This is a genomic window from Micromonospora sp. CNZ322, from assembly GCF_007827755.1.
Map to the genome: position 1 here is coordinate 298,135 of NZ_VITD01000006.1, position 20,272 is coordinate 318,406.

22 protein-coding genes are annotated in these 20,272 nt (G+C 71.5%); 10 read left to right on the top strand and 12 right to left on the bottom strand.

Going from position 1 to position 20,272, the window contains the following annotated elements; translation table 11 throughout:
• Window positions 1-13 precede the first annotated feature (13 nt).
• Entirely contained in the window at window positions 14-502 is a 489-nt protein-coding gene (locus tag FB453_RS17210) for an FBP domain-containing protein (protein WP_145791475.1), read from the bottom strand.
• A 60-nt stretch (window positions 503-562) separates the two neighbouring features.
• On the opposite strand from FB453_RS17210, the gene FB453_RS17215 reads away from it, so the two are divergent.
• Both FB453_RS17215 and FB453_RS17220 read left to right on the top strand, forming a co-directional pair.
• Complete coding sequence (locus FB453_RS17215) at window positions 563-1,132, top strand: TetR/AcrR family transcriptional regulator (protein ID WP_145791477.1); 570 nt, start codon at window positions 563-565, stop codon at window positions 1,130-1,132.
• 32 nt (window positions 1,133-1,164) lie between these two features.
• The gene (locus tag FB453_RS17220) at window positions 1,165-1,752 is read left to right on the top strand and encodes a DUF1684 domain-containing protein (protein WP_112583426.1); all 588 of its coding nucleotides are present in this window, start codon (window positions 1,165-1,167) and stop codon (window positions 1,750-1,752) included.
• A 47-nt stretch (window positions 1,753-1,799) separates the two neighbouring features.
• Here the strand turns inward: FB453_RS17220 and FB453_RS17225 are convergent, their stop codons facing one another.
• Window positions 1,800-2,387: a general stress protein gene (locus FB453_RS17225; RefSeq protein WP_145791478.1), complete on the bottom strand. Its 588-nt coding sequence runs from the start codon at window positions 2,385-2,387 to the stop codon at window positions 1,800-1,802.
• Window positions 2,388-2,498: 111 nt separating this feature from the next.
• Here FB453_RS17225 and FB453_RS17230 point away from each other — a divergent pair, with 111 nt between their 5' ends.
• From FB453_RS17230 to FB453_RS17240, 3 genes are all read left to right on the top strand, one after another.
• On the top strand, window positions 2,499-4,331 hold the full coding sequence (locus FB453_RS17230) for a glycoside hydrolase family 15 protein (RefSeq protein ID WP_145791480.1): 1,833 nt from the start codon (window positions 2,499-2,501) through the stop codon (window positions 4,329-4,331).
• A gap of 153 nt (window positions 4,332-4,484) precedes the next feature.
• Entirely contained in the window at window positions 4,485-7,361 is a 2,877-nt protein-coding gene (locus tag FB453_RS17235) for a ricin-type beta-trefoil lectin domain protein (protein ID WP_145791482.1), read from the top strand.
• A gap of 131 nt (window positions 7,362-7,492) precedes the next feature.
• Window positions 7,493-7,993: a metallophosphoesterase family protein gene (locus FB453_RS17240; RefSeq protein ID WP_112602185.1), complete on the top strand. Its 501-nt coding sequence runs from the start codon at window positions 7,493-7,495 to the stop codon at window positions 7,991-7,993.
• 108 nt (window positions 7,994-8,101) lie between these two features.
• On the opposite strand, the gene FB453_RS17245 is transcribed toward FB453_RS17240, so the two are convergent.
• The gene (locus FB453_RS17245) at window positions 8,102-8,320 is read right to left on the bottom strand and encodes a DUF3072 domain-containing protein (RefSeq protein WP_145791678.1); all 219 of its coding nucleotides are present in this window, start codon (window positions 8,318-8,320) and stop codon (window positions 8,102-8,104) included.
• 104 nt (window positions 8,321-8,424) lie between these two features.
• Here FB453_RS17245 and FB453_RS17250 point away from each other — a divergent pair, with 104 nt between their 5' ends.
• On the top strand, window positions 8,425-9,363 hold the full coding sequence (locus FB453_RS17250) for an FAD-dependent oxidoreductase (protein ID WP_186718360.1): 939 nt from the start codon (window positions 8,425-8,427) through the stop codon (window positions 9,361-9,363).
• Window positions 9,364-9,372: 9 nt separating this feature from the next.
• Here the strand turns inward: FB453_RS17250 and FB453_RS17255 are convergent, their stop codons facing one another.
• The 3 genes from FB453_RS17255 to FB453_RS17265 form a co-directional block, all read right to left on the bottom strand.
• On the bottom strand, window positions 9,373-10,668 hold the full coding sequence (locus FB453_RS17255) for a cation:proton antiporter domain-containing protein (RefSeq protein ID WP_145791486.1): 1,296 nt from the start codon (window positions 10,666-10,668) through the stop codon (window positions 9,373-9,375).
• Between the two features lie 107 nt (window positions 10,669-10,775).
• Window positions 10,776-11,453, bottom strand: coding sequence for an HAD family hydrolase (locus tag FB453_RS17260; RefSeq protein WP_112583419.1), 678 nt, complete (start codon window positions 11,451-11,453; stop codon window positions 10,776-10,778).
• 25 nt (window positions 11,454-11,478) lie between these two features.
• Window positions 11,479-13,617, bottom strand: coding sequence for an ATP-binding SpoIIE family protein phosphatase (locus FB453_RS17265; protein WP_112602188.1), 2,139 nt, complete (start codon window positions 13,615-13,617; stop codon window positions 11,479-11,481).
• Window positions 13,618-13,815: 198 nt separating this feature from the next.
• Here FB453_RS17265 and FB453_RS17270 point away from each other — a divergent pair, with 198 nt between their 5' ends.
• Complete coding sequence (locus tag FB453_RS17270) at window positions 13,816-14,625, top strand: mechanosensitive ion channel family protein (protein ID WP_145791487.1); 810 nt, start codon at window positions 13,816-13,818, stop codon at window positions 14,623-14,625.
• Between the two features lie 67 nt (window positions 14,626-14,692).
• On the opposite strand, the gene FB453_RS17275 is transcribed toward FB453_RS17270, so the two are convergent.
• A complete protein-coding gene (locus FB453_RS17275; protein WP_112583451.1) occupies window positions 14,693-15,046 on the bottom strand; it encodes a DUF6401 family natural product biosynthesis protein in 354 nt (117 codons plus the stop codon).
• 162 nt (window positions 15,047-15,208) lie between these two features.
• On the opposite strand from FB453_RS17275, the gene FB453_RS17280 reads away from it, so the two are divergent.
• A complete protein-coding gene (locus FB453_RS17280) occupies window positions 15,209-15,658 on the top strand; it encodes a hypothetical protein (protein ID WP_112583417.1) in 450 nt (149 codons plus the stop codon).
• Here the strand turns inward: FB453_RS17280 and FB453_RS17285 are convergent.
• The gene (locus FB453_RS17285) at window positions 15,655-15,864 is read right to left on the bottom strand and encodes a hypothetical protein (RefSeq protein WP_091401653.1); all 210 of its coding nucleotides are present in this window, start codon (window positions 15,862-15,864) and stop codon (window positions 15,655-15,657) included. The genes FB453_RS17280 and FB453_RS17285 overlap by 4 nt on opposite strands.
• 158 nt (window positions 15,865-16,022) lie before the next feature.
• Here FB453_RS17285 and FB453_RS17290 point away from each other — a divergent pair, with 158 nt between their 5' ends.
• The gene (locus FB453_RS17290) at window positions 16,023-17,336 is read left to right on the top strand and encodes an MFS transporter (RefSeq protein ID WP_145791490.1); all 1,314 of its coding nucleotides are present in this window, start codon (window positions 16,023-16,025) and stop codon (window positions 17,334-17,336) included.
• On the opposite strand, the gene FB453_RS17295 is transcribed toward FB453_RS17290, so the two are convergent.
• From FB453_RS17295 to FB453_RS17310, 4 genes are all read right to left on the bottom strand, one after another.
• Complete coding sequence (locus FB453_RS17295; protein ID WP_112583415.1) at window positions 17,291-17,554, bottom strand: hypothetical protein; 264 nt, start codon at window positions 17,552-17,554, stop codon at window positions 17,291-17,293. The genes FB453_RS17290 and FB453_RS17295 overlap by 46 nt on opposite strands.
• Window positions 17,555-17,662: 108 nt before the next feature.
• A complete protein-coding gene (locus FB453_RS17300) occupies window positions 17,663-18,124 on the bottom strand; it encodes an SRPBCC family protein (RefSeq protein ID WP_145791491.1) in 462 nt (153 codons plus the stop codon).
• A gap of 52 nt (window positions 18,125-18,176) precedes the next feature.
• Entirely contained in the window at window positions 18,177-18,593 is a 417-nt protein-coding gene (locus FB453_RS17305) for a DUF2795 domain-containing protein (RefSeq protein ID WP_091401660.1), read from the bottom strand.
• A 100-nt stretch (window positions 18,594-18,693) separates the two neighbouring features.
• Window positions 18,694-19,680 (bottom strand): YihY/virulence factor BrkB family protein, encoded by a 987-nt coding sequence (locus FB453_RS17310; protein ID WP_145791493.1) that lies wholly within the window; start codon window positions 19,678-19,680, stop codon window positions 18,694-18,696.
• A gap of 175 nt (window positions 19,681-19,855) precedes the next feature.
• On the opposite strand from FB453_RS17310, the gene FB453_RS17315 reads away from it, so the two are divergent.
• Window positions 19,856-20,257, top strand: coding sequence for a ChaB family protein (locus FB453_RS17315; protein WP_145791495.1), 402 nt, complete (start codon window positions 19,856-19,858; stop codon window positions 20,255-20,257).
• The last annotated feature ends 15 nt before the right edge of the window (window positions 20,258-20,272 follow it).

Sequence of the window (20,272 nt, forward strand, 5' to 3'; positions counted from 1 at the left end):
TCGTCTCGAACCGTCACTCGGTGACCTTGCGGAGGAATGTCGCGAGGGCGGTCCTGACGCGCTCGATCCGCTCCGGCAGGGGCAGCGGCTCGGGCGCGGGGGGCCCGGCGTGCTTCTTCCCCCGCAGGTACAGCGAGCAGGCCAGGTCGGAGCACAGGTACGTGCCCAAGGAGTCGCCCTGCCGTCCGCTCGGGCCGGCCTTGGGGGCGGTCATCAACGAGACGCCACCGCCGAGGTGCGTGGTCAGGCAGAACGAGCACATGCTGTGCCGCACGCGCCCCATCTGGTGCGTCGCGGCCCGCAGCACCACCCCGGCCAGCTTGCCGTCGGTCTCGGCGACCAGGTAGGCCCGCTGCGGGGCGGAGGGATCCCGCCAGCCGAGAAAGTCGAGGTCGTCCCACTGGCGCATTTCAAGATCATTCGGTACGGCCAGCCGCTTCGCCTCGCCCTTGCTGCAGTTGACGAAGGACGCGCGGATGACGGATTCGGTCAGGACCAACATAGGTAGTAGCCTAGCCCTCTTAGGCAAGCGATTATTACGGCTAGGTTGGGAGTGTGCTGCATGGCACGTGCCGGGGTGACCGTCGAGCGCCTGACGCTGGCCGCGGCCGAGCTGGCCGACGAGGTGGGGGTCGAGAACGTCACAGTCGCCGCGCTCGCGCGCCAGTTCGGGGTGAAGGACGCCAGCCTGTACTTCCACCTCAAGAACGCGCACGAACTGCGGGTCCGGATCGCCCTGCTGGCACTGGCGGAACTGGCCGACCGGGTCGCCGCCGCGCTCGCCGGCCGGGCCGGCAAGGACGCGCTGGTGGCGTTCGCCAACGCGTACCGCGACTACGCGCGAGAGCACCCGGGCCGCTACGCGGCCATGCAGATCGACCTCGACCCGGAGACCGCCGCCGCCAGCGCGGGCGTCCGGCACGCCGAGATGACCCGGGCGATCCTGCGCGGCTACCGGCTCTCCGAGCCTGACCAGACCGACGCGGTGCGGATGATGCACAGCACGTTCCACGGGTTCGTGAGCCTGGAGAAGACCGGCGGCTTCCGGCACACCCCGCGCCCCACCGACGACTCCTGGTCGCGCGCCCTGGACGCCCTCGACGCCGTCCTCACCAACTGGCCGTCGCACTGAGCTGCCGCAGAGCACGGCATAGGCTCGGTGGTGTGGATGATCTGGAGTTGGCCGACTGGCGGGAGCGGGTGGCCCGGCTGTACCTGTCCGACGTCGACCTGGCCGGCTTCCGCGCCGGCCGCGACGAACTCTTCGCCACCCATCCGCAGAGCCCGATCCCCGTGGCGGAGCGGTCCGACTTCGCCGGGGTGCGCTACTTCCCGCCCAACCCCGAGGCCGTCGTCGAGGCGCCCCTGCGGTCGGCCAGCGGTGAGCTGCGCATCGACACCGGTGGCCCGGACGGGGTGGTCGCGTACCGGCGGGTCGCGGTGGCCGAGACGCCGTGGGGGCCGCTGACCCTGTGGTGGATCGAGGCGTACGGGGGCGGGCTGTTCGTTCCGCTGCGCGACGGCACCTGCGGTCGGGAGAGCTACGGCGGAGGCCGGTACCTCACCGACACGGTGAAGGGCACCTTCGGCCGGGGCGTCGAGCTACTGCCCGGCGACCGGGTCCGGCTGGACGCCAACTACCTCTACAACCCGAGCTGCGCCTACGACGACCGCTGGGCCTGCCCGCTGGCACCACCGGAGAACCGTGTCGATGTGCCGCTGCGCGCCGGCGAGCTGACGTACCACGACTGAACGGCCGCCCGCCCCGAGCGCTGCCGGGGCGGGCGGTCGGTCGTCGCTCAGCCGTTGGTGGCCGCCCGCCCCGACATCTGCATCCGACCGAGCAACTGCCGCGCCTGGTCGGCGAGCTGCGCGTCGACTGTCACCGCGTACTGGCCGGCGCGCAGTGAGCTGGCCGAGGTGAAGTCGCGCTGGCCGCCCGTCATGGCGTGCGCGACCGCACCGAACACGGCACCCCAGATCGCACCGATGACCAGCCCGACCAGGATCACCGCCAGCCAGTTGCCGACGGTGAAGATGCCGAACAACAGGCCGATGAAGAGCCCGAACCAGGCGCCGGTACCGGCGCCGAGCAGACCGGCTCGACCGGTGGTCATTCGCCCGAGCACCGTCTCCACCAGGGTGAGGTTGGTGCCGACGATGGCGCTGTGCTCCACCGGAAAGCGGTTGTCGGCCAGGTAGTCGACGACCCGCTGCGCGGTCGGATAGTCCTGGTACGAGCCGATCGTCACGGTCGGCGGGCCGGCCTCCGGCCCATGGCCGTCCCCGCCTGGGGGCGACAGGCGGCCGGCCGGCCCGGATGGAAGCAGGTCGCCACCCTGTGTGCCGGACCGCCAGGCGGCGGTCGGCTCCGAAGCTGACGTCATGAGCATCCTCCCTCGTCAGCTCGCCGCGTTCCCGTCCAGGCCGACCGGTAACGCGGTCTCCACCGCCGGACAGGAGGGGAATGGGCGCGGACTGCCCGGGTAGGCAGTCAGGTGGAGAGCGGACAGATCAGCGACTACGGGTTCCTCGCCGACGGCCGCACCGCGGCGCTGGTGGACGCCTCGGGCTCGGTGAACTGGTGGTGCCCTGGCCGGTTCGACGCCCCGTCGGTGTTCGGGCGGCTGCTCGACGACGGCGCGGGGCACTGGTCGATCCGACCGGAGGTCGATTTCACTGTCGAACGGAGCTACCTGGAGGACACCCTGGTCCTGCGGACCGTCTTCCGTACCGCGCAGGGGGAGGTCGCGCTCACCGACGCGCTCGCCTTCGAGCCCGGCTCGCGAGGTCACGACATAGGGATGCACCCACCGCAGGTGCTGGTCCGTAGCGTGCAGGGACTCTCCGGTGCGGTGCCGATGCGGGTGCACTACCGTCCGCGCTTCGAGTACGGGCGCACCACCGCGTACCTGGTCGAGCGTGAGGACATGCTCGAGGCCATCGCCGGGGCCGTGCGGCTCACCTTCCGCAGCAGCGTGCGGTTGGTGTGCGGCGACGACGGCGATGCCGCAGCGACGTTCACCGTCCGCGCCGGCACGACCCACAACTTCAGTCTCGGGTACGCCCCGACCTACGACGCACCACTGCCGGAGGTACCGGACGCCGACCAGACGATCGCCGACACCGTCGCAGGCTGGCGGTCCTGGGCCGACGAGCACGAGTACAAGGGCCTCTACGCCGAGGAGGTGCGGCGCAGCGGGCTGGTGGTGCAGGGCATGACGTACCGGCCCAGCGGCGCGGTGGTGGCCTCGGTGACCACCTCGCTGCCGGAGAAGCTCGGCGGGGATCGCAACTACGACTACCGCTACGTCTGGGTGCGCGACTTCAGCCACACGCTGCGGGCGCTGTGGCGGTCGGCGTGCTTCGACGAGGTGCGGCGGCAGTTCGCCTGGTTGGGCCGGGCGATGGGCCGAATCGGCAACCAGCCGGTGCCCATCATGTACGGGGTGCTGGGGGAGCGGGACCTCACCGAGCACCGGCTGGACCAGCTCGGCGGTTACCGCGGCAGCCCCCCGGTGGTGACCGGCAACGACGCGTGGCGGCAGCGGCAGAACGACATCTACGGCGCGGCCATGGACGCCGCCTGGCTGATGCGCGACCAGCTGGAACCGTTCGACCCGGACGTCTACCACCTGCTCCGGGTGCTCGCCGATCAGGCCGAGCAGGACTGGAAACAGCCGGACGCGGGGATGTGGGAGGAGCGTGGGGTGCAACACCACCACGTGTCCTCGAAGGTGGAGTGCTGGGTAGCGCTGGACCGGGCGGTCCGCTTCGGTGACCAGCTCGGCGGGCCGCAGGACCTGGCCCGTTGGACGGCGGCCCGGGACGAGGTGCGCGCGGCGATCCTCGAGCGGGGGTGGAGCGACCGGCTCCAGTCGTACACCGGGATTTTTGATTCCGACGAGCTGGACGCGTCGGTGCTGGTGATGCCGCTGGTGGGTTTTCTGCGTGCCGATGACCCGCGGATGCGCTCGACGGTCCGCGCGGTGGAGCGGCGGCTGTCGCACGACGGCCTGCTGCGGCGCTGGGACGGCGACCCGGCGGGCTTCGTCATCTGTTCGTTCTGGTTGGTGAGTTGCCTGGCGTTGGGCGGCGAGCGGGACCGGGCGCACGAGTTGTTTCGCGATCTGGCTGGTCGGGTCAACGACCTTGGCCTGTTCGCCGAGCAGATCGACCAGCAGACCGGGGAGCAGTTGGGCAACTTCCCGCAGGCGTTCTCGCACATCGGCCTCATCAATGCCGCCGGTGTGCTCACCGACGTCGAGCAGGACCCGACGTTGCGCGATTGCGGGATGCCCCCGGCGCACTTCACTCCGACGCGTCGCTGAGGCCGTACTTTCGTGTAAATCTTGACAACTTTCGATCCGATGACGCGAAGTTCTATCGCCTTCCAGTGAAAGACGTTAATGTCCGGGAAACACCGCGGTGCTCCTCCAGTCGGCGGGAGCGGCACCGAGATCCCCCGGACAGCTGGAGGTCTCGTGTCCCGCACTCTGCGTCGACGGCTCGTCAGCGCCACCACACTGCTCACCGTCCTGGTCACCCTCTGCCTCGTTCCACAGGCAAGCGTTCTACCGGCCGCCGCGTCCCCGGCCCAGGCCGCCGCCCTCGCCCCGCCCGCCACCATCGGTTTCGAGAAGGTCGCCCTCGACGGCGGCCTCTCCATGGGCGAACCGATCGAACTGGCCGTCGCACCCGACGGCAAGGTCTTCTACATCAACCGGGGCACCAGCAGCGCCGGTGGTCAGGTCCGCCTCTACAACCCGGCGACCAGGTCCACCACGGTCGCGCTGACCCTGCCACTGGACGCCCGCTTCGAGGACGGCCTGATCGGCATCACAGTGCACCCGAGCTTCGCGAGCAACCGCTGGGTCTACCTCTTCTACTCGCCCAAGGTCACCCCACTGGTCAACCGGATCAGTCGGTTCACCTTCAACCCGTCCACTCTGCTGCTCGACCCGGGCAGCGAGGACGTGCTGATCGAGTGGCCCACCGAACGCGATCTCTGCTGCCACTCGGCCGGCTCGATGAGCTGGGACACCGCCGGCAACCTGTACTTCGCCGTCGGCGACAACACCAACTCCGGCGGCGACTCCGCCGGGATGGCCCCGATCGACGAGCGGACGAACCGTAACGCCCAGTACGACGCCCAGCGCACCTCGGGCAACACCAACGACCTGCGCGGAAAGATCAACCGGATCCACCCGGAGAACGACGGCAGCTACACCGTCCCCACCGGCAACCTCTTCGCCGCCGGCACCGCGCGAACGCGCCCGGAGATCTACGTGATGGGCGTGCGCAACCCGTACCGGATCTGGGTGGACCGCAAGGCCAACAACACCCTCTACTGGGGCGAGGTCGGCCCGGATGCCGGCACCGACCTCGCCAACCGTGGCCCGGCGGCCTACGACGAGTTCAACCGGGCCAACGGGCCCGGCAACTACGGCTGGCCGTACTGCGGCGGCCCCAACGTCGCCTACAACGACTGGGACTTCGCCACCGCCACACCGCGTGCCTGGTTCCCCTGCGGCGGCTCGACCGGCCCCGTCAACAACTCACCCCGCAACACGGGAGTCCAGCAGCTCCCGCCGACGAAACCGGCGCTGGTCTGGGAGCAGCACGGCGGCAGTGAGGACTGGCCGGCGCTGGACAACCCGGGTGGGTGCGGGTCGCCCAACCACGTCGAGGTCTACCACTACGACCCGAACCTCGTCTCCGACGTGAAGTGGCCGGCCTACTACGACAACAAGTGGCTGATCTCCGAGTACTGCCGCAACTGGATCAAGGAGGTCCAGTTCGACAACGGCAACCCGTCCACCGGGGCGCCGACCGTCATCGAGCCGGTGCTCGCCGGCATGAAACTCGTCCACCCGATCGACTGGCAGTTCGGCCCGGACGGCTCGCTCTACCTGCTGGAGTACGGCAGCGGCTACTTCTCCGGCGCGGTCGACGCCGGTCTCTACAAAATCAACTACGTCCAGGGTGGCCGGTCGCCGGTAGCCAAGGCCACCGTCAACCGGGACAACGGACTGGCCCCGCTCTCGGTGACCTTCTCCAGCGCCGGCAGCTCTGACCCGGACGGCGACCCGCTGACGTACGCGTGGGACTTCACCAACAACGGCAGCACCGACTCGACCGCCGCGAACCCGTCCTTCACGTACTCCGCCAACGGCAGCTACAGCGCCCGGCTCACCGTCAACGACGGCACCGGCCGCAGCGCCACCACTGTGGTGTCGGTGGTGGTCGGCAACAACCGGCCGACCGTCACGTTGACCGGCCTGCCCGCCGGCGGGCTCTTCGACTGGGGACAGGACCTGGCGGTGGGCGCCACGGCCAGTGACCCGCAGGACGGCACGCCGGCCTGCTCGGCGGTGGTCGTCCGGGCCGCGCTGGGCCATCAGGAGCACGCCCACGAGGAGGGGGAGGGGACCGGCTGCGGCGCGACCTTCAACACCGGCCCGGTGCACGCCGGCCCCGACTCGGTGCTGTTTTTCGTCCTGCGGGGCAGCTACACCGATCGCGGCGCGACCGGCTCCGCCGCACTCACCGGTGAGCAGGAGATCAGCCTCTACCCGAAACAGTGGCAGGCCGAGCACTTCGTCCAGCTCAACGGCCCCAAGGTGATCGACCAGGCGGCGGCCGAGGGTGGCAAGCGGCTGGGTGACGTCCAGAACGGCGAGAGCGTCCGGCACCACGCGGTGAGCCTCAAGGGGATCACCGGCGTCCGTGCCCGGGTCTCCTCCGGCGGCCCCGGCGGCACGATCTCCTTCCGGTACGACTCACCGACCGGCACCGAGGTCGCCCGGATCGCGGTGCCGAACACCGGCGGCTGGGACAACTACACCGAGCTGAGCGCCACTGTGACCAAGCCAGACGACGGCACCCACGACCTGTACCTGGTCGTCACCGGCGGCAGCGGGGCGTTGCTGGACGTGGACAGCTACACCTTCACCGGCCCCGGCGTCGGCACCGGCGGGGCGCGCACCGGTGAGGTCAAGGCCCTCGGCAAGTGCGCGGACATCGCCTCCAGCCAGACCGCGAACGGCACCAAGGTGCAGACCTGGACCTGCAACGGCACCGCCGCCCAGCGTTGGACCCTGACCGGCGACGGTACGGTGCGGGGGCTCGCCAAGTGCCTGGACGTGAAGGCGAGCGGCACCACCGACGGCACTCTCGTGCAGCTCTACGACTGCAACGGCAGCGGGGCGCAGCAGTGGGCCGCCCAGCCGGACGGCAGCCTGCGCAACCCCCAGTCCGGACGGTGCCTGGACATCCCCAACTCGGACCTCACCGACGGTCGGCAACTGCGGATCTGGACCTGCAACGGCACCGGGGCGCAACGCTGGACCCTGCCGTGACCGCCCCCTGACCGGCTCGGCACCCGTACCCGAGCGTCGATGACGCACGGGGCCGGGCGGCGGAGGCGGAGCCCGGCCGTCCACCCACGTCCCCCGGGTGGGCGGCCGGGACTCGGGGGACAATGCCGGGTATGCGGCTGGTGCTCACGGCGGACACCCACGTACCGAAGCGGGCCCGGGACCTACCCGGGCCCCTTTGGGCGGCCATCGAGGCGGCCGACCTGGTGGTGCACGCCGGCGACTGGGTGGACGAGGCCCTGCTCGACGCCATGACCGCGCGATCGCGCCGACTGATCGGGGTGTACGGCAACAACGACGGCCCGGCGCTGCGCGCCCGGCTGCCGGAGGTGGCCCGGGTCGAGCTCGACGGCCTGCGGGTCGCGGTGGTGCACGAGACCGGGCCCCGGACCGGCCGGGAGAAGCGGTGCGCGGCCCGCTTTCCCGATGTCGACCTGCTGGTGTTCGGGCATTCGCACATCCCCTGGGACACCGAGGCACCCGGTGGGCTGCGCCTGCTCAACCCCGGCTCACCCACCGACCGCCGCTCCCAACCCCACGCCACCTACCTCACGGCGGAGGTGCACGCCGGCACCCTCACCGAGGTCCAGCTGCACCGCCTGCCCCGCCCCTGACCCCACCCCGCCCCTCACCCGCGATCTTGCACTTGCTGTCGACGATTTGCGCCTCGCATGCCCTTTTGTCGGGACAGGAAGTGCAAGATCGCGTGGAGGGGGTCGAGGTTACCGGCCTCGGCCCGTTTCGGCCTGAAGCTCGTCGATGCGCTTGGACGCCTCGGCCTTGGTCAGGTCTTCCGGGAGGTCGGCGTGGGCTTCCCGGGCAAGCGTGCTCAGGTAGGACTCCTGGGCGGCGGTCGGCGGCTCATCCCCGGTGACCCACTCGTCCGGGTCCTTGATCGCGGCGTTCTGGTCGGCCTGCTCGGTGCGGCGGTCCGTCATCATCATCACCCTTTCTTTCGAACAGGTGTGCCAGTACCCCGATCATCAGTGGTTCATGCCCGAACGCCGCCACCTACGATCATCGGATGACGGAGGACCGGTCGAGCGTGGTGGTGGTCGGGGCGGGCATCGCCGGGGTGGCCTGTGCGGTCGAGTTGACCCGGGCCGGGGTGCCGGTGCAGATCCGGGAGCGGGGGCACGTCTGCGGTGGCCGGATGGCCAGCAAACGCTTCCAGGGCCGGCCCGCGGACATCGGCGCCGCCTACTTCACCGCCACCGACCCGGACTTCGCCGCACTGGTCGAGCAGTGGCGCGCCGCCGGGCTGGTCCGCGAATGGACCGACACCTTCCAGGCGTACGACCGGAGTGGCAACCACGAGGTGCCCGGGCCGATGCGCTTCGCCGCCCCCCGCGGGCTGCGCTCGTTGGTCGAGCACCTGGCCGGCTCGGTGCCGGTGACCGTCGACCGGCTGGTGCTCACCGTGGAACCCGGCCCGGTCGTCGACGGACAGTCGTGTGCGGCGGTCGCCCTGGCCATGCCGGGTCCGCAGGCCGCTTTGCTGCTCGACCCGGCCCTGACCGACGCCACCCGGGTCGTACAGGCGCAACGCTGGTCGCCGTCGCTGGCCGCGGTGCTGCGCTTTCCGACCCGGCGCTGGCCGGACTTCCGGGGCGCGTTCGTCAGCGAGCATCCGGTCCTCAACCTCGTCTGCGACGACGGTGACCGGCGCGGTGACGGCGCGCCGGTGCTGGTCGCGCACACAGTGCCTGAGTTCGCGGCCGGGCACCTGGCCCAACCCACCGGGGCCGGCCCGGCGATCGAGCAGGCCGTCCGGGACCTGCTCGGGCTGCCCGAGCAGGCCGTCGACGTGCACGTGCACCGTTGGACGTACGCGAAGCCGACCAGCGACGCCGGCGGCGCCACCCACCACCTCGACGCCGACGGAATCGGCCTGGCCGGCGACGCGTTCGGCAAGCCCCGGGTGCAGAGCGCCTGGCGCTCCGGCCGGGACCTGGGCCGTGCACTGGCCGCCCGCCTGGCCTGAGTCACCCGCTCAGGCGTGTCCGGCTGCCGCGACCGGCCGAGCGTCGGCGTCCCGCTCGGCCGGGTCGGAGGTCCGCTCTCCCTCCCGGTCCAGCAACTGCATGACCGGGGTCGCCGCGACGCCGTGCACCACGACGGAGACGAGCACCACCAGCCCGACGGTCGCCCAGAGCAGCTCGGCCTGCGGGAAGTCGGCCTTGGTGGTGGCGTACGCGAGGTAGTAGAACGAGCCGACGCCGCGAATGCCGAACAACGAGATGACCCAGTGCTCGGCCGGGCGTCCCGGTGCGCCACGCAACGACAACCAGCCGATCAGCGGCCGCACCAGGAAAACCAGCGCCAGCCCGACGGCGGCCGCCGGCCAGGTCAGTGGGCCCAGCAGACCACCCACGATCGCGCCGCCGAGCAGCAGCAACAGCACCAGGGTGAGCAGCCGTTCGACCTGCTCGGCGAAGTCGTGCAGCACCGAGTGAAACTCGTGGGTCCGCTCGGCGGCCCGAATGGCCCGGGCGGCCACGAACACCGCCAGGAAGCCGTACCCGCCGACCACCTCTACCAGCCCGTACGCCAGGAACGTGGCGGCCAGCGCCAGGAAGCCCTCGGCGTGCCGGGCCAACCGCAGCTCACTGGGCGCGCGGAAGAACAGCTTGCCGAGCAGCCAGCCGATGAGCAGCCCACCGCCGACGCCGATGCTGATCTTCCAGAGCACGTCCACTGTGAACCACTCGGCCAACCAGTCGCTCGGGGCGAGGCTGGTCGAGGCGATGGCGATGGCCGCGTAGACGAACGGGAACGCCAGCCCGTCGTTCAGGCCGGCCTCCGAGGTCAGCGCGAAGCGGACCTCGTCCTCGGAATCCTCCACGTCGGTCGGCTCGCCGACCTGCACGTCGGCGGCGAGCACCGGGTCGGTGGGCGCCAGCGCGGCGCCCAACAACAGCGCGGCGGCCGGCACCAGCCCCGCCCACCACCAGCCGAGCACTGCCACCGCCGCGATGCACAGGGGCATCGCGATCGCCAGCAGTCGCCAGGTGGACGACCACCGCCGCCAACTCAACGGCCGGTCAATCTTCAGCCCGGCGCCCATCAGCGCGACGATCACCCCGATCTCGGTGAGGTGGGTGGTCAGCTCCGGGTGGGCCAGGGGGTCCGGTGACGGCAGCCCGACCGGCAGCAGGAACACCAGCATGCCGAGGGCGAGGAAGGCGATCGGCATGGACAGCGGGCGCCGCTCCAGCACCCGCGGCAGGATGCCCGCCAGCAGGGCGCCCAGGCCCACCAGCGCGAACGCCACATCTACCGGCTCCACGGCACCACCCTTCTGCCCGCACCCGCGAGGCGCGGGCAGGTGGTGACAGTCCTTGCCCCGCAAGGGCTCCGGCTATGCGCGTCCGCGCCGGTGGACCCGAGTGATCCTCACCGGGGTCGGCTGAGCGGCGAGTCCGCCAACTCGTGCAACAGCGCGGCCGGGTCGTCGTACACCGACACGGCACCCGCGCCGGCGAGCTCGCCGCGGCTGGTGCCACCGCAGGTCAGGCCCACACACGGAATGTTCAGCTTCCCGGCCGCGGCGACGTCCCACACCGAGTCGCCGACGAAGACCACCCGCTCGGCGGCCAACCCGGACTGCTCCAACGCGGCGACCAGGATGTCCGGTGCCGGCTTGCTCTGCTGGGCGTCCGCGGAGGAGGTGATCGTGTCGATCACGTCATCGGCGGCCAGCGCCCGACGAAGCGCGCCCACCTCGGGTTCCGAGGCGGAGGTGGCCAGCACGACCCGCAACCCCCGCTCGGCGCAGGCACGCAACAGGTCGGCCGCCCGGGGTAGTGGCGTGAGCCGTTCCCAGTACTCGGCGTAGAGGGTGTCGTGCGCGTCGCGCAGCTTCGAGTCGGCGTCGCGGTCCCGCTCCGGGCCGAGGAGATGATCCAGGAGTTTGTCCGATCCCATCCCGATCGAACGGTGCACCACCGCCATCGGCACCGGCTGATCGGTCTGGCGTAACGCCTCCCACCAGCTCACGGTGTGCAGATAGGTGGTGTCGACAAGGGTGCCGTCGACATCGAAGAGGACCCCGGCGGGCCGGTCGGTAGCCATGGGCGTCCTCCTACCCTCGGGCGGCTCAGGGATGCGCGGCCGGCGGCGTGAGGATCTCGAACCAGACCGTGGAGCCCCGGACCGACGGGTCGGTGCCCCAGGCGTCGCTGAGTTCCTCGATCAGGCCCAGGCCGCGCCCGCGACTGCTCAACGTGTCGGTACGGGCCCGGGTCACGGTGCCCCGGGTGCCGGAATCCGCGACCGAGACGAGCAGCCGCTCGGCGCTGAGGTCAATCTCCACCCGGGCGGCCGTGCCGGCGTGCAGCAACGCGTTGGTGGTCAGCTCGCTGGTGCAGAGCACCGCCGCCCCGATCACCGACTCGGGCACCTGCCACTCGGTGAGCTGGCCGGTCAGCCAGTGCCGGACCCGGCTGGGCGCGGTCGGCTCGGCGGGCACCTCCATGCTCGCCGAACGACTCGGTTTGAGCGCGTGCTCGACCGCCAGCACGGCCACGTCGTCCTCCGTGCCGCCCGGGACCGCGGCGGTGGCCACCGCGCAGAGCGCGCGGGGGTCGCCGCTGCCGGCCTTGGCAATGGCGTCGCTCAGGGTGGCCAGCCCGGCGCTCAGGCTCTGCCGGCGACGCTCCACCACCCCGTCGCTGAACAGCAGCAGGGTGTCGCCGGGGCGGAACGGGACGGTAGTGGTGCCCGGCCGGCCGCCCAACCCCAGCGGCGGCCCGGCCGGGACGTCGACGTACTCGGCGTGGAACCGACCATCCGGGTCGCCGCGCCGGATCAGCGGCGCGGGGTGCCCGGCGCTGGACAGGGTCAGCTCCCGCCGCTCCGCGTCGATCACCCCGAACGCCACTGTGACGAACAGCTCGTGGGTGCCGGCCTCCACGCCGAGGCTGGTCACCAGCCGGTCCAGGCCGCCCAGGACCGCAGCGGGCGTCGGGTCGGCCAGGGCCAGGGCGCGTAGCGCGGCCCGGACCTGCCCCATCCGCGCGGCGGCCTGCACGTCGTGCCCGGCGACGTCGCCCAGCACCACGCCGAGCGAGCCGTTGGGCAGCAGGAACGCATCGTAGAAGTCACCGCCGGCCGCGTTGCCGTCCACGCCCGGGTCGTAGCGGGCCGCGATCCGCAACCGGGGCAGATCCGGCAGGTGCTCCGGCAGCATGCTGCGCTGCAACAGTTGGGCCGTGCCGTGCTGGGTCTCGAACCGGCGGGCCCGCTCCGCGGCCTGGCCGATCAGCTCCGCCGAGGCGGCCAGCAGCGCCCGCTCGGCGGGAGACCAGGTGTGCGGGACCTGGTAGCCGACCGCCAGCCCGCCGCGGACCACCGAGGTGCCCAGCGGCAGGGCCGCCATCGCCCGGATCTTCTGGTCGTGGCGGTCCACGGCGGTGTCCCGCAGCGGCTGCCCGTCGCGGGTGAACGACGGGGCGCCGGAGCGGGCCGCCTGCACCACCGGGGCCGACCAGTCCGCCGGTGCGCGCCGCCAGAGCGGGGGAAGCCGCTCGTCGGCCTCGTCCAACAACTCGCCACGGACCCGACGCACCATGCGCCAGCCACCGCCGCCCTCGTCGACAGCGAACGAGGCCTGGTCGGGGTCGAACGTGGTGATCGCGTACCGCAGCGCCACCCGGGCCACGTCGTCGAGGGTGAGGGTGCCGGCGAGCGCCGCGGCCACCTCGCTGAGGCTCTGCAACTGCTCGGTGACGTGGGTGGTCTCGGCCGCGACCGTCAACACGCCGACGATGTGACCTGCGCTGTCGCGCACCGGTGAGTAGCCCCGGGTGAAGACCGCCTGCTCCACCGTCGCGGAGTGCCCCCGGACCAGCGGCAGGGTGGACTCCTTCTCCAGGAAGGCCTCGCCCTGCCGGTAGCAGCGCTCGATCACCGCACCGACGCCGGGCAGCGCCCAGATCTCCGCGAACACCTCGGAGGCCGGACGACCGAGGGCGCTCGGGTGCTTGGTGCCCAGCAGTTCGGCGTAGCCGGCGTTGTAGAGCAGGACGAGGTCGTCGCCGTACGCCAGGGCCATCGGCATCGGCGAGGCGAGGACCAGCTCCACCACGGCCTGGAGGGCGACGTCCCAGTCGTCGGCCGGGCCCAGCGGGGTGCTGGCCCAGTCGTGGGCGAGCACGCCGACGGCCGGGCCGGACCCGGTGGGTGCGTCCGGGCCCGGAGTTGCTGGCGTGGGGACCCGCCCGACCGTTCCTGGCATGTTCGCAGCCTAGTCGGCCGACCGGGAAAGGTATCCGACCATGGCGGCGGGCCGTGGCCGCGTCCGTCGCGGTGGCTGTTCGGGCAGTTCAGGGCCCCTGTCCGGAGGTCTGTCGGGAAAAACGCCGCACGCTGCGCGGAGTGCCGGACCGGTTGCCGGGTATGCGCCCGGCGCAGTCCATGCGACAGGAGGGACATCATGCTGAAAACCCTCGCGGTCCGGCAGGCCGACATCGGCGATGCCATCGCCGACACCTGGAGGTCGGTGCTGCTCTTCATCCCGAAGGCAGTGGCCTTCATCGTCATCCTCGTGGTCGGATGGCTCATCGCCAGAGCCGTCCTCAAGATCGTGGATACGGTGCTGGAACGGGTGCGTTTCGACCAGGCGGTCGAACGCGGTGGCATCAAACGGGCCCTGGAGAGAACGAAGTACGACGCCAGCGACATTCTGGCCAGACTGGCGTACTACGCCGTACTGCTGTTCACGCTGCAGTTCGCCTTCGGAGTCTGGGGGCCCAACGCGATCAGTGACCTGATCAGCGGCGTGGTGTCCTGGCTGCCGCGCGCGTTCATCGCGATCGTCATCGTGGTGGTGGCGGCCGCGATCGCCAACGCTGTCCGGGATCTGGTCACCGGGGCGTTGGGAGGGCTCTCGTACGGCAAGGTCCTGGCCGACCTGACGGCGATCTTCATTATCGCGCTCGGTGTGATCGCCGCCCTGAACCAGGTGGGTATCGCCACCACGGTGACCACCCCGGTACTGATCGCGGTGCTCGCCACGGTGGCCGGCATCCTGATCGTCGGCGTCGGCGGTGGTCTCGTGAAGCCGATGCAGAAACGCTGGGACGGCTGGCTGGACCGGGCGGCACAGGAGGCTCGGGCGGTGCAGCAGCAACGTCAGGCCACGTCGGCCGGGCGTAGCGACGTGGAGCGGCAGATGGCCGACCGCGGGGGTGACCGTACCCAGGCCATGCCTCAGGTGGACGAAGCCCAGCAGTACCGCTCGTAGCGGGGCGGAACGGCACGACGGGTCGGAGGGTGTTCCGCGGACGACGCGGGGCGCCCTCCCTCGCGTGTCAGTGCCGGTCGAGTGCGCGAGCCAGCGCGCAGACCGCGACCAGCCGGGTGAGCAGCCACTCCGGGTGGCTCCAGTCCACCGGCCCGCTGGGCGGCGTCCACCCGTGCTCCAGGGCGGCGGCACGCACCCCCTCGGCGTAGCCGGCGAGCGCCGCGGAGGTCAGCGGCGTGCGGTCCCCGTCGAGGCTGTCCCGGACGGCTGCCGCGTGCTGGTCGACGAGGGCCAGCAGCCCCGGTCGCGCGGCGGCGGCGGCGAGCCCGACAGTGCCCACGGAGACGGTGAGGGCGGCCAGGGTGGACCGCGCCGAGTCGACGGCGGTACGGGAGGCGACCCGGTTGAACGGCACACGCATGGTGACCGAGGCTAACCGACCGGTGACAGCGTCGACCTCGGCCACTCGGCGGATGTCGGCTGCCCCACTGGGGCGGACGCCGCTGACCTGGGGGATTGATCCGGCACAGACGGGGCAGCAGGAGAACACCCACGGACGACGGCACCTGGCACGGAGGCACGGATGGGACAGCAGGCGGACGGACCCGACGAGCGGCACCGGCGGCCGGACGGCGTCAGCGACGCTACTGTCGCCGCGCTCGGCAAGCTCAGCGAGGCGCTGGAGTGTGTGGAGCGGGCCCGGGGGCACCTCTACTCGGTGCACCAGTTGATCGGCCATGCCGACCTGATGCTCGACGACGCGGTGGAGCAGTTTCGCGCCGCCGGGCATCCGCACCTCGCCGACCGGATCGCCACGGAGCTGCGTGGCCGCAACGTCATCGCCGGACGGTGGACGTTTCAGATCGTCGAGGACTTCGACGACGGTTACCACGCGCTGTTCCGGGAGTTGGACCAGCAGGCCCGCGACGAGTTGGTGGGTGGGCGGCGCCACCTCTACGAGGCGGAGATGAAGGAACGCCGCCGTAGCCGGGGCCGGCCGGGCCACGAGGCCCGGCCGGGCGGCGGAGGCTAGTCGCTTGTCGCGTTGGCCGGGCGACGCCGTGCCGCGTCGTCAGCGATGATCACGGTGGCCACCATCAGCGCGACGCAGAGGCTGAACAGCCACGACTCGTCGGCGACGAGCCAGGCGGACACGGGCGCCTGGAGCGCGGCGAGCAGGAAGCCGAGCCAGGCGAGCCGGCGCTGACGCGTGGAGAGGATTCCGGAGCCTTGATGCATCCCGAAATTCTTACGCGAACCGGCCGGCTTGCCGTCCTCCGATCGGCCGATTCTGGATGAGCTGTCCGTTTTCTCGACCGTACGGACACGACTTCTTTGCGCCGAGGGCGATCGGGTGCCGACGGCGCTAGGGTGCCCCTGCGGCAGGATGGTGTCTCGTGTCCACCCCGCCCGCGCGTCCTCGCGCCGCACTGCTCCTGCTGTCCTACCTCGCGTTCGTCAGTCTCGGCCTGCCCGACGGCCTGCTCGGCGTCAGCTGGCCCTCGATCCGGGGTGACTTCGACGTGCCGACCGAGGCGGTCGGGTGGGTGCTCACCGCCGGCACCGTCGGCTATCTCACCTCCAGCGTGCTGGCCGGCTTCACGCTGGCCCGGGTCGGCGTGGGCGCCCTGCTCGCCGGCAGCACCCTGCTGGCCAGCCTGGCGCTGACCGGCTACTCGGTGAGCCCCGTGCTGGCGGTGCTGGTGGGCTGTGCGCTGCTGCTCGGGCTCGGCTCCGGTGCGGTCGACTCCGGGCTCAACGCGTACGCCGCCGGGGCCTTCGGGCCCCGCCACATGAACTGGTTGCACGCCTTCTTCGGCCTCGGCGTGGCCATCGGTCCACTGATCATGACCGCGGTGCTGAGCGCCGGGCTCGCCTGGCGCTGGGGGTACGGCATCGTGGCCGCCGCCCAACTCGTCCTCGCCGCCGCGTTCGCGCTCACCGTGCGGGCCTGGCACCGCGGCGCCCCGGCCAGCACCGAGGCCGACGCCCCGGTGCCCACCGAGGCCGGTGCCGCCATCCAGGCCGGGCCGACGTCGACCGTCCGCGTCCCGGTTCGGGCCACGCTGCGGCTGCCGGCGGTCTGGTCGGGAACGCTCGCCTTCGTGCTGTACGTGGCGATCGAGGTGTCCGCCGGGCTGTGGGCGTTCCTGCTGCTGACCGAGGGGCGCGGGCTCAGCGCGGCGTTGGCCGGCGGCTGCGTCTCCGCGTACTGGGGCAGCCTCTTCATCGGCCGGGTCGTGCAGGGTCTGGTGGCGGAGCGCCTGGGGGCGGGGCTTGTGCTGCGCGTCAGCCTTGCCGGAATGGCCGTCGGCGCGGCGCTGATCGCCGTTCCCGGGCCGGCCCTGCTGGCGGTGCTCGGCCTGGTCGTTGTCGGTTTCGCCGCCGCGCCGGTGTTTCCGCTGCTCACCCTCACCACCGCCGAACGGGTCGGCGCGGCGCACGCGGACCGGGCCATCGGGCTGCAGATCGGCGCCGCGGGCGTCGGTGCGGCGCTCGTCCCGGCCGGGCTGGGCGTGCTGATCGGCAACACCTCGGTGCAGGTGCTGGGCTCGGCCCTGCTGGTGCTCGCGCTGGCGCTGATCGCGCTCTACGAGTGGGGCGACCGTCGCTCGACCGGCCGGCCCACCGGGCAGCCGGCGCCCACTCAGCCCGGCCGGGAGGGTCAGCCCGCGTCCGGACCGGTCCGCCCGGTGGTGGACGGGCGGTAGCGGCGCTCCGGGTCGGTGTCCTCCCGGCTGTTGCCCTGGGCCTGCCCCTTCCGGTCGTCCGCTGCCGGCCCGTGGCCGAACGTCGCCTCTTCCCCCGCGTCGTTGCCGGTCACGTCGTCGGCCTGCCCGTCGAGGCTGGAGCCGGCCACGGCCTGCTCCAGCTCTTCCAACGGAATCCGCTCCTCGTCCCGCCACACCCTGATGCTGTCGTCGGTCATGTCTTGAGCGGTACCCGGGCGCGATGATCGCAAACGGTGGCGTGCGACAAGGCTGAGACACGGCGATGGCCGCCAGGATTCTGGCGGCCATCGGTGTCACTGCTCAGGTCACGGCTGCGGACGGTCCACCGACCCGCGCCAGGCACCGGTCTCCTGACCGCGTCGCTCGATGAAGGTCTTGAACCGCTCCAGGTCGCCCTTGGCCCGCCGGTCGACGATGCCGAGCTTGTCACCGGCCTGCTCGACCACCCCGTGCGGCTCGAACTCAAGCTGCAGGGTGACGCGGGTCTTGTCCTCGTCGAGCCGGTGGAAGGTCACCACACCGGCCTGCTGGGTGCCGCCGGTGGAGCGCCAGGCGACGCGCTCGTCGGGCAGCTGCTCGGTGATCTCGGCGTCGAACTCGCGCTTCACCCCGGCGATGTCCACAGTCCAGTGGGTCATCGTGTCGGAGAGCTGCCGGACCTCCTGCACACCCTCCATGAACTCGGGGAACTCCTCGAACTGCGTCCACTGGTCGTACGCGGTGCGCACGGGTACGGAAACGTCCACATGTTCGGTAACGCCACTCATCGGGGAACCTCCTTCAGTCGCCGGTGGATTGCCGGATCGGGGGCGATCCTGATCACCAGCGAGTTGTCTCGTTCTTGTTGCCCAGCGCGGCCCACACCTCGGAGACCGTCTGGTAGACGGTGCCCTCGGGCAGCCGTTCCAGCGCCGCCACGATGTCGTCCGGCGCCTCGTTCTCACGGGCGCTGGCAATGAGCACCAGACGGTCGCCCGGCAGCGCGCTCATCGAGATGAACCGGCCGAGCCGGCTGCGCTGCTCGACGTCCGTGGAGCTCATGCCCTTCGGGGCGCCGGTGCGCGTCTCACCCGCCGGGACGGTGCTCACCTCCGGCTGGTCCTCACCGGCCGGTTCGGGCACCCGGAACTCGTCGACCCGAGAGCCACCGGTCCCCGGCCCCTGTACGAGGCCGCTGACCTCCTGACTCATCTGTTCGTCGATCCTCGGTCCGTGCTTGCTGTTGCCACGCTCCATGCCTTCTGCGCTACCCGGCACCCCGCTCGGTAAACCGGCACCGGGCCGCGAACCGGCCCCCGGCCCGACGGCGAACCGGACACCACGACCGAACGGGACCTCACTCGTCGGCGGGCTTGCGGGGCGGCAGCACCGGCTCGTCCGGGTCCGGGTCGCCGGCCTGCAACTGCCGTCCGCGCTGCACCTCGGAGTTGATCTGCACACCCAGCATCAGCGCGGAGTTGGACAGGTAGAGCCAGACCAGGAACGCGATGGCCGCTCCGAGGCTGCCGTAGGTGGTGTTGTACGAGCCGAAGTTGGCCACGTAGAGGCCGAAGCCGAAGGAGGCCGCCGCCCAGGAGATCAGGGCCACCGCGCCGCCCGGGGTGAGCCAGCGGAACCGGGGCTGACGCACGTTCGGCGCGATCCAGAACAGCAGGGACAGCAGCACCATCATGATCATGGCGAGGGCCGGCCACTTCGCCACGCTCCACGTCGTGCGGGCCAGGCCGCCGGCGTTGATCAGGTCGCCGACCGCATCGGTGACCGGCCCACTGACGATCAGGCCGAGGGCGACCACCGCGAGCAGCACCAGCGTGATCGCCGCCAGGCCGATCTGTAGCGGTCGAAGCTTCCAGACCGGGCGGCCCTCGGTCACCCCGTAGACGGCGTTCGAGGCTCGGGTGAAGGCACCGATGAAACCCGACGCGGACCAGAGCGCGCCGAGCAGGCCGAAGCTCAGCAGCAGCTTGGGGTTGCTCTGGTCGAGCACCACGGTCCGGATCACCCCGACCACGCCACCCTCGTCGTTTGTCAGCACCGACCCGGCGCCCACCTGGTTGGCCAGGTCGACCACCGTGTCCAGGGTCCGCTCCCCGTCGGAGACCAGACCGACCAGCGCCACCACCACAATGGCGGACGGAAAGAGCGCCAGCACCCCGTAGTAGGTCAGCGCGGCGGCCCAGTCGGAGCAGTTGTCGTTGACGAAGTTCTGCACGCTGCGGACCAGCACCCCGCGCCAGGTCCGCCAGCTCAACTGCCGCATCCGTCGGGGCACCCGCGTGCCCGGTGTGCCGTCGAGCGTCGTATCGGGCTCCGTGGTCGTCATGCCCGCTCCCTGCGCCCCGGCCGCCGGATGACCGGTCGTCCGGTCTGGCCTGGCCCGGCGGTACCCGGATGGTGAAATCGACAAACCCACGCGGTACCGGGCGGCGTCGCTACGGTTTGCCGCCCGGTCACTGGGGAACGGTCACAGTGACCCTGTCGACACGGAGGAGGACGAGATGCCCGGGCGCGAAGACCTGCCCAGCACGCTGCGACGCTCCCCGGAGAAGGCGCAGCGCACATGGGAGAAGACGCACGACTCGGCGGTCGAGACCTACGGCGAGGGGGAGCGGTCGCACCGCACCGCCTTCGCCGCCGTGAAGCATGAGTTCGAGAAGGTGGGCGACCACTGGGAGCCGAAGGGCCGCAAGGGCCCCAGCGACCAGCAGGCCGCCGGTGGCGGGCCGGAACGGCGAGCCCCCACAGCCGGTGGCGTGGACGCCAACGCCACCAAGGACCACCTGATGTCGGTGGCCCGCAAACTCGACGTGCCCGGGCGGTCCAGCATGACCAAACCGGAGCTGGTCACGGCCATCGAGAAGGCCAACGACCGCGCCACCCGCAAGGCCCGCGGCGACTGACAACCGCCGCACACC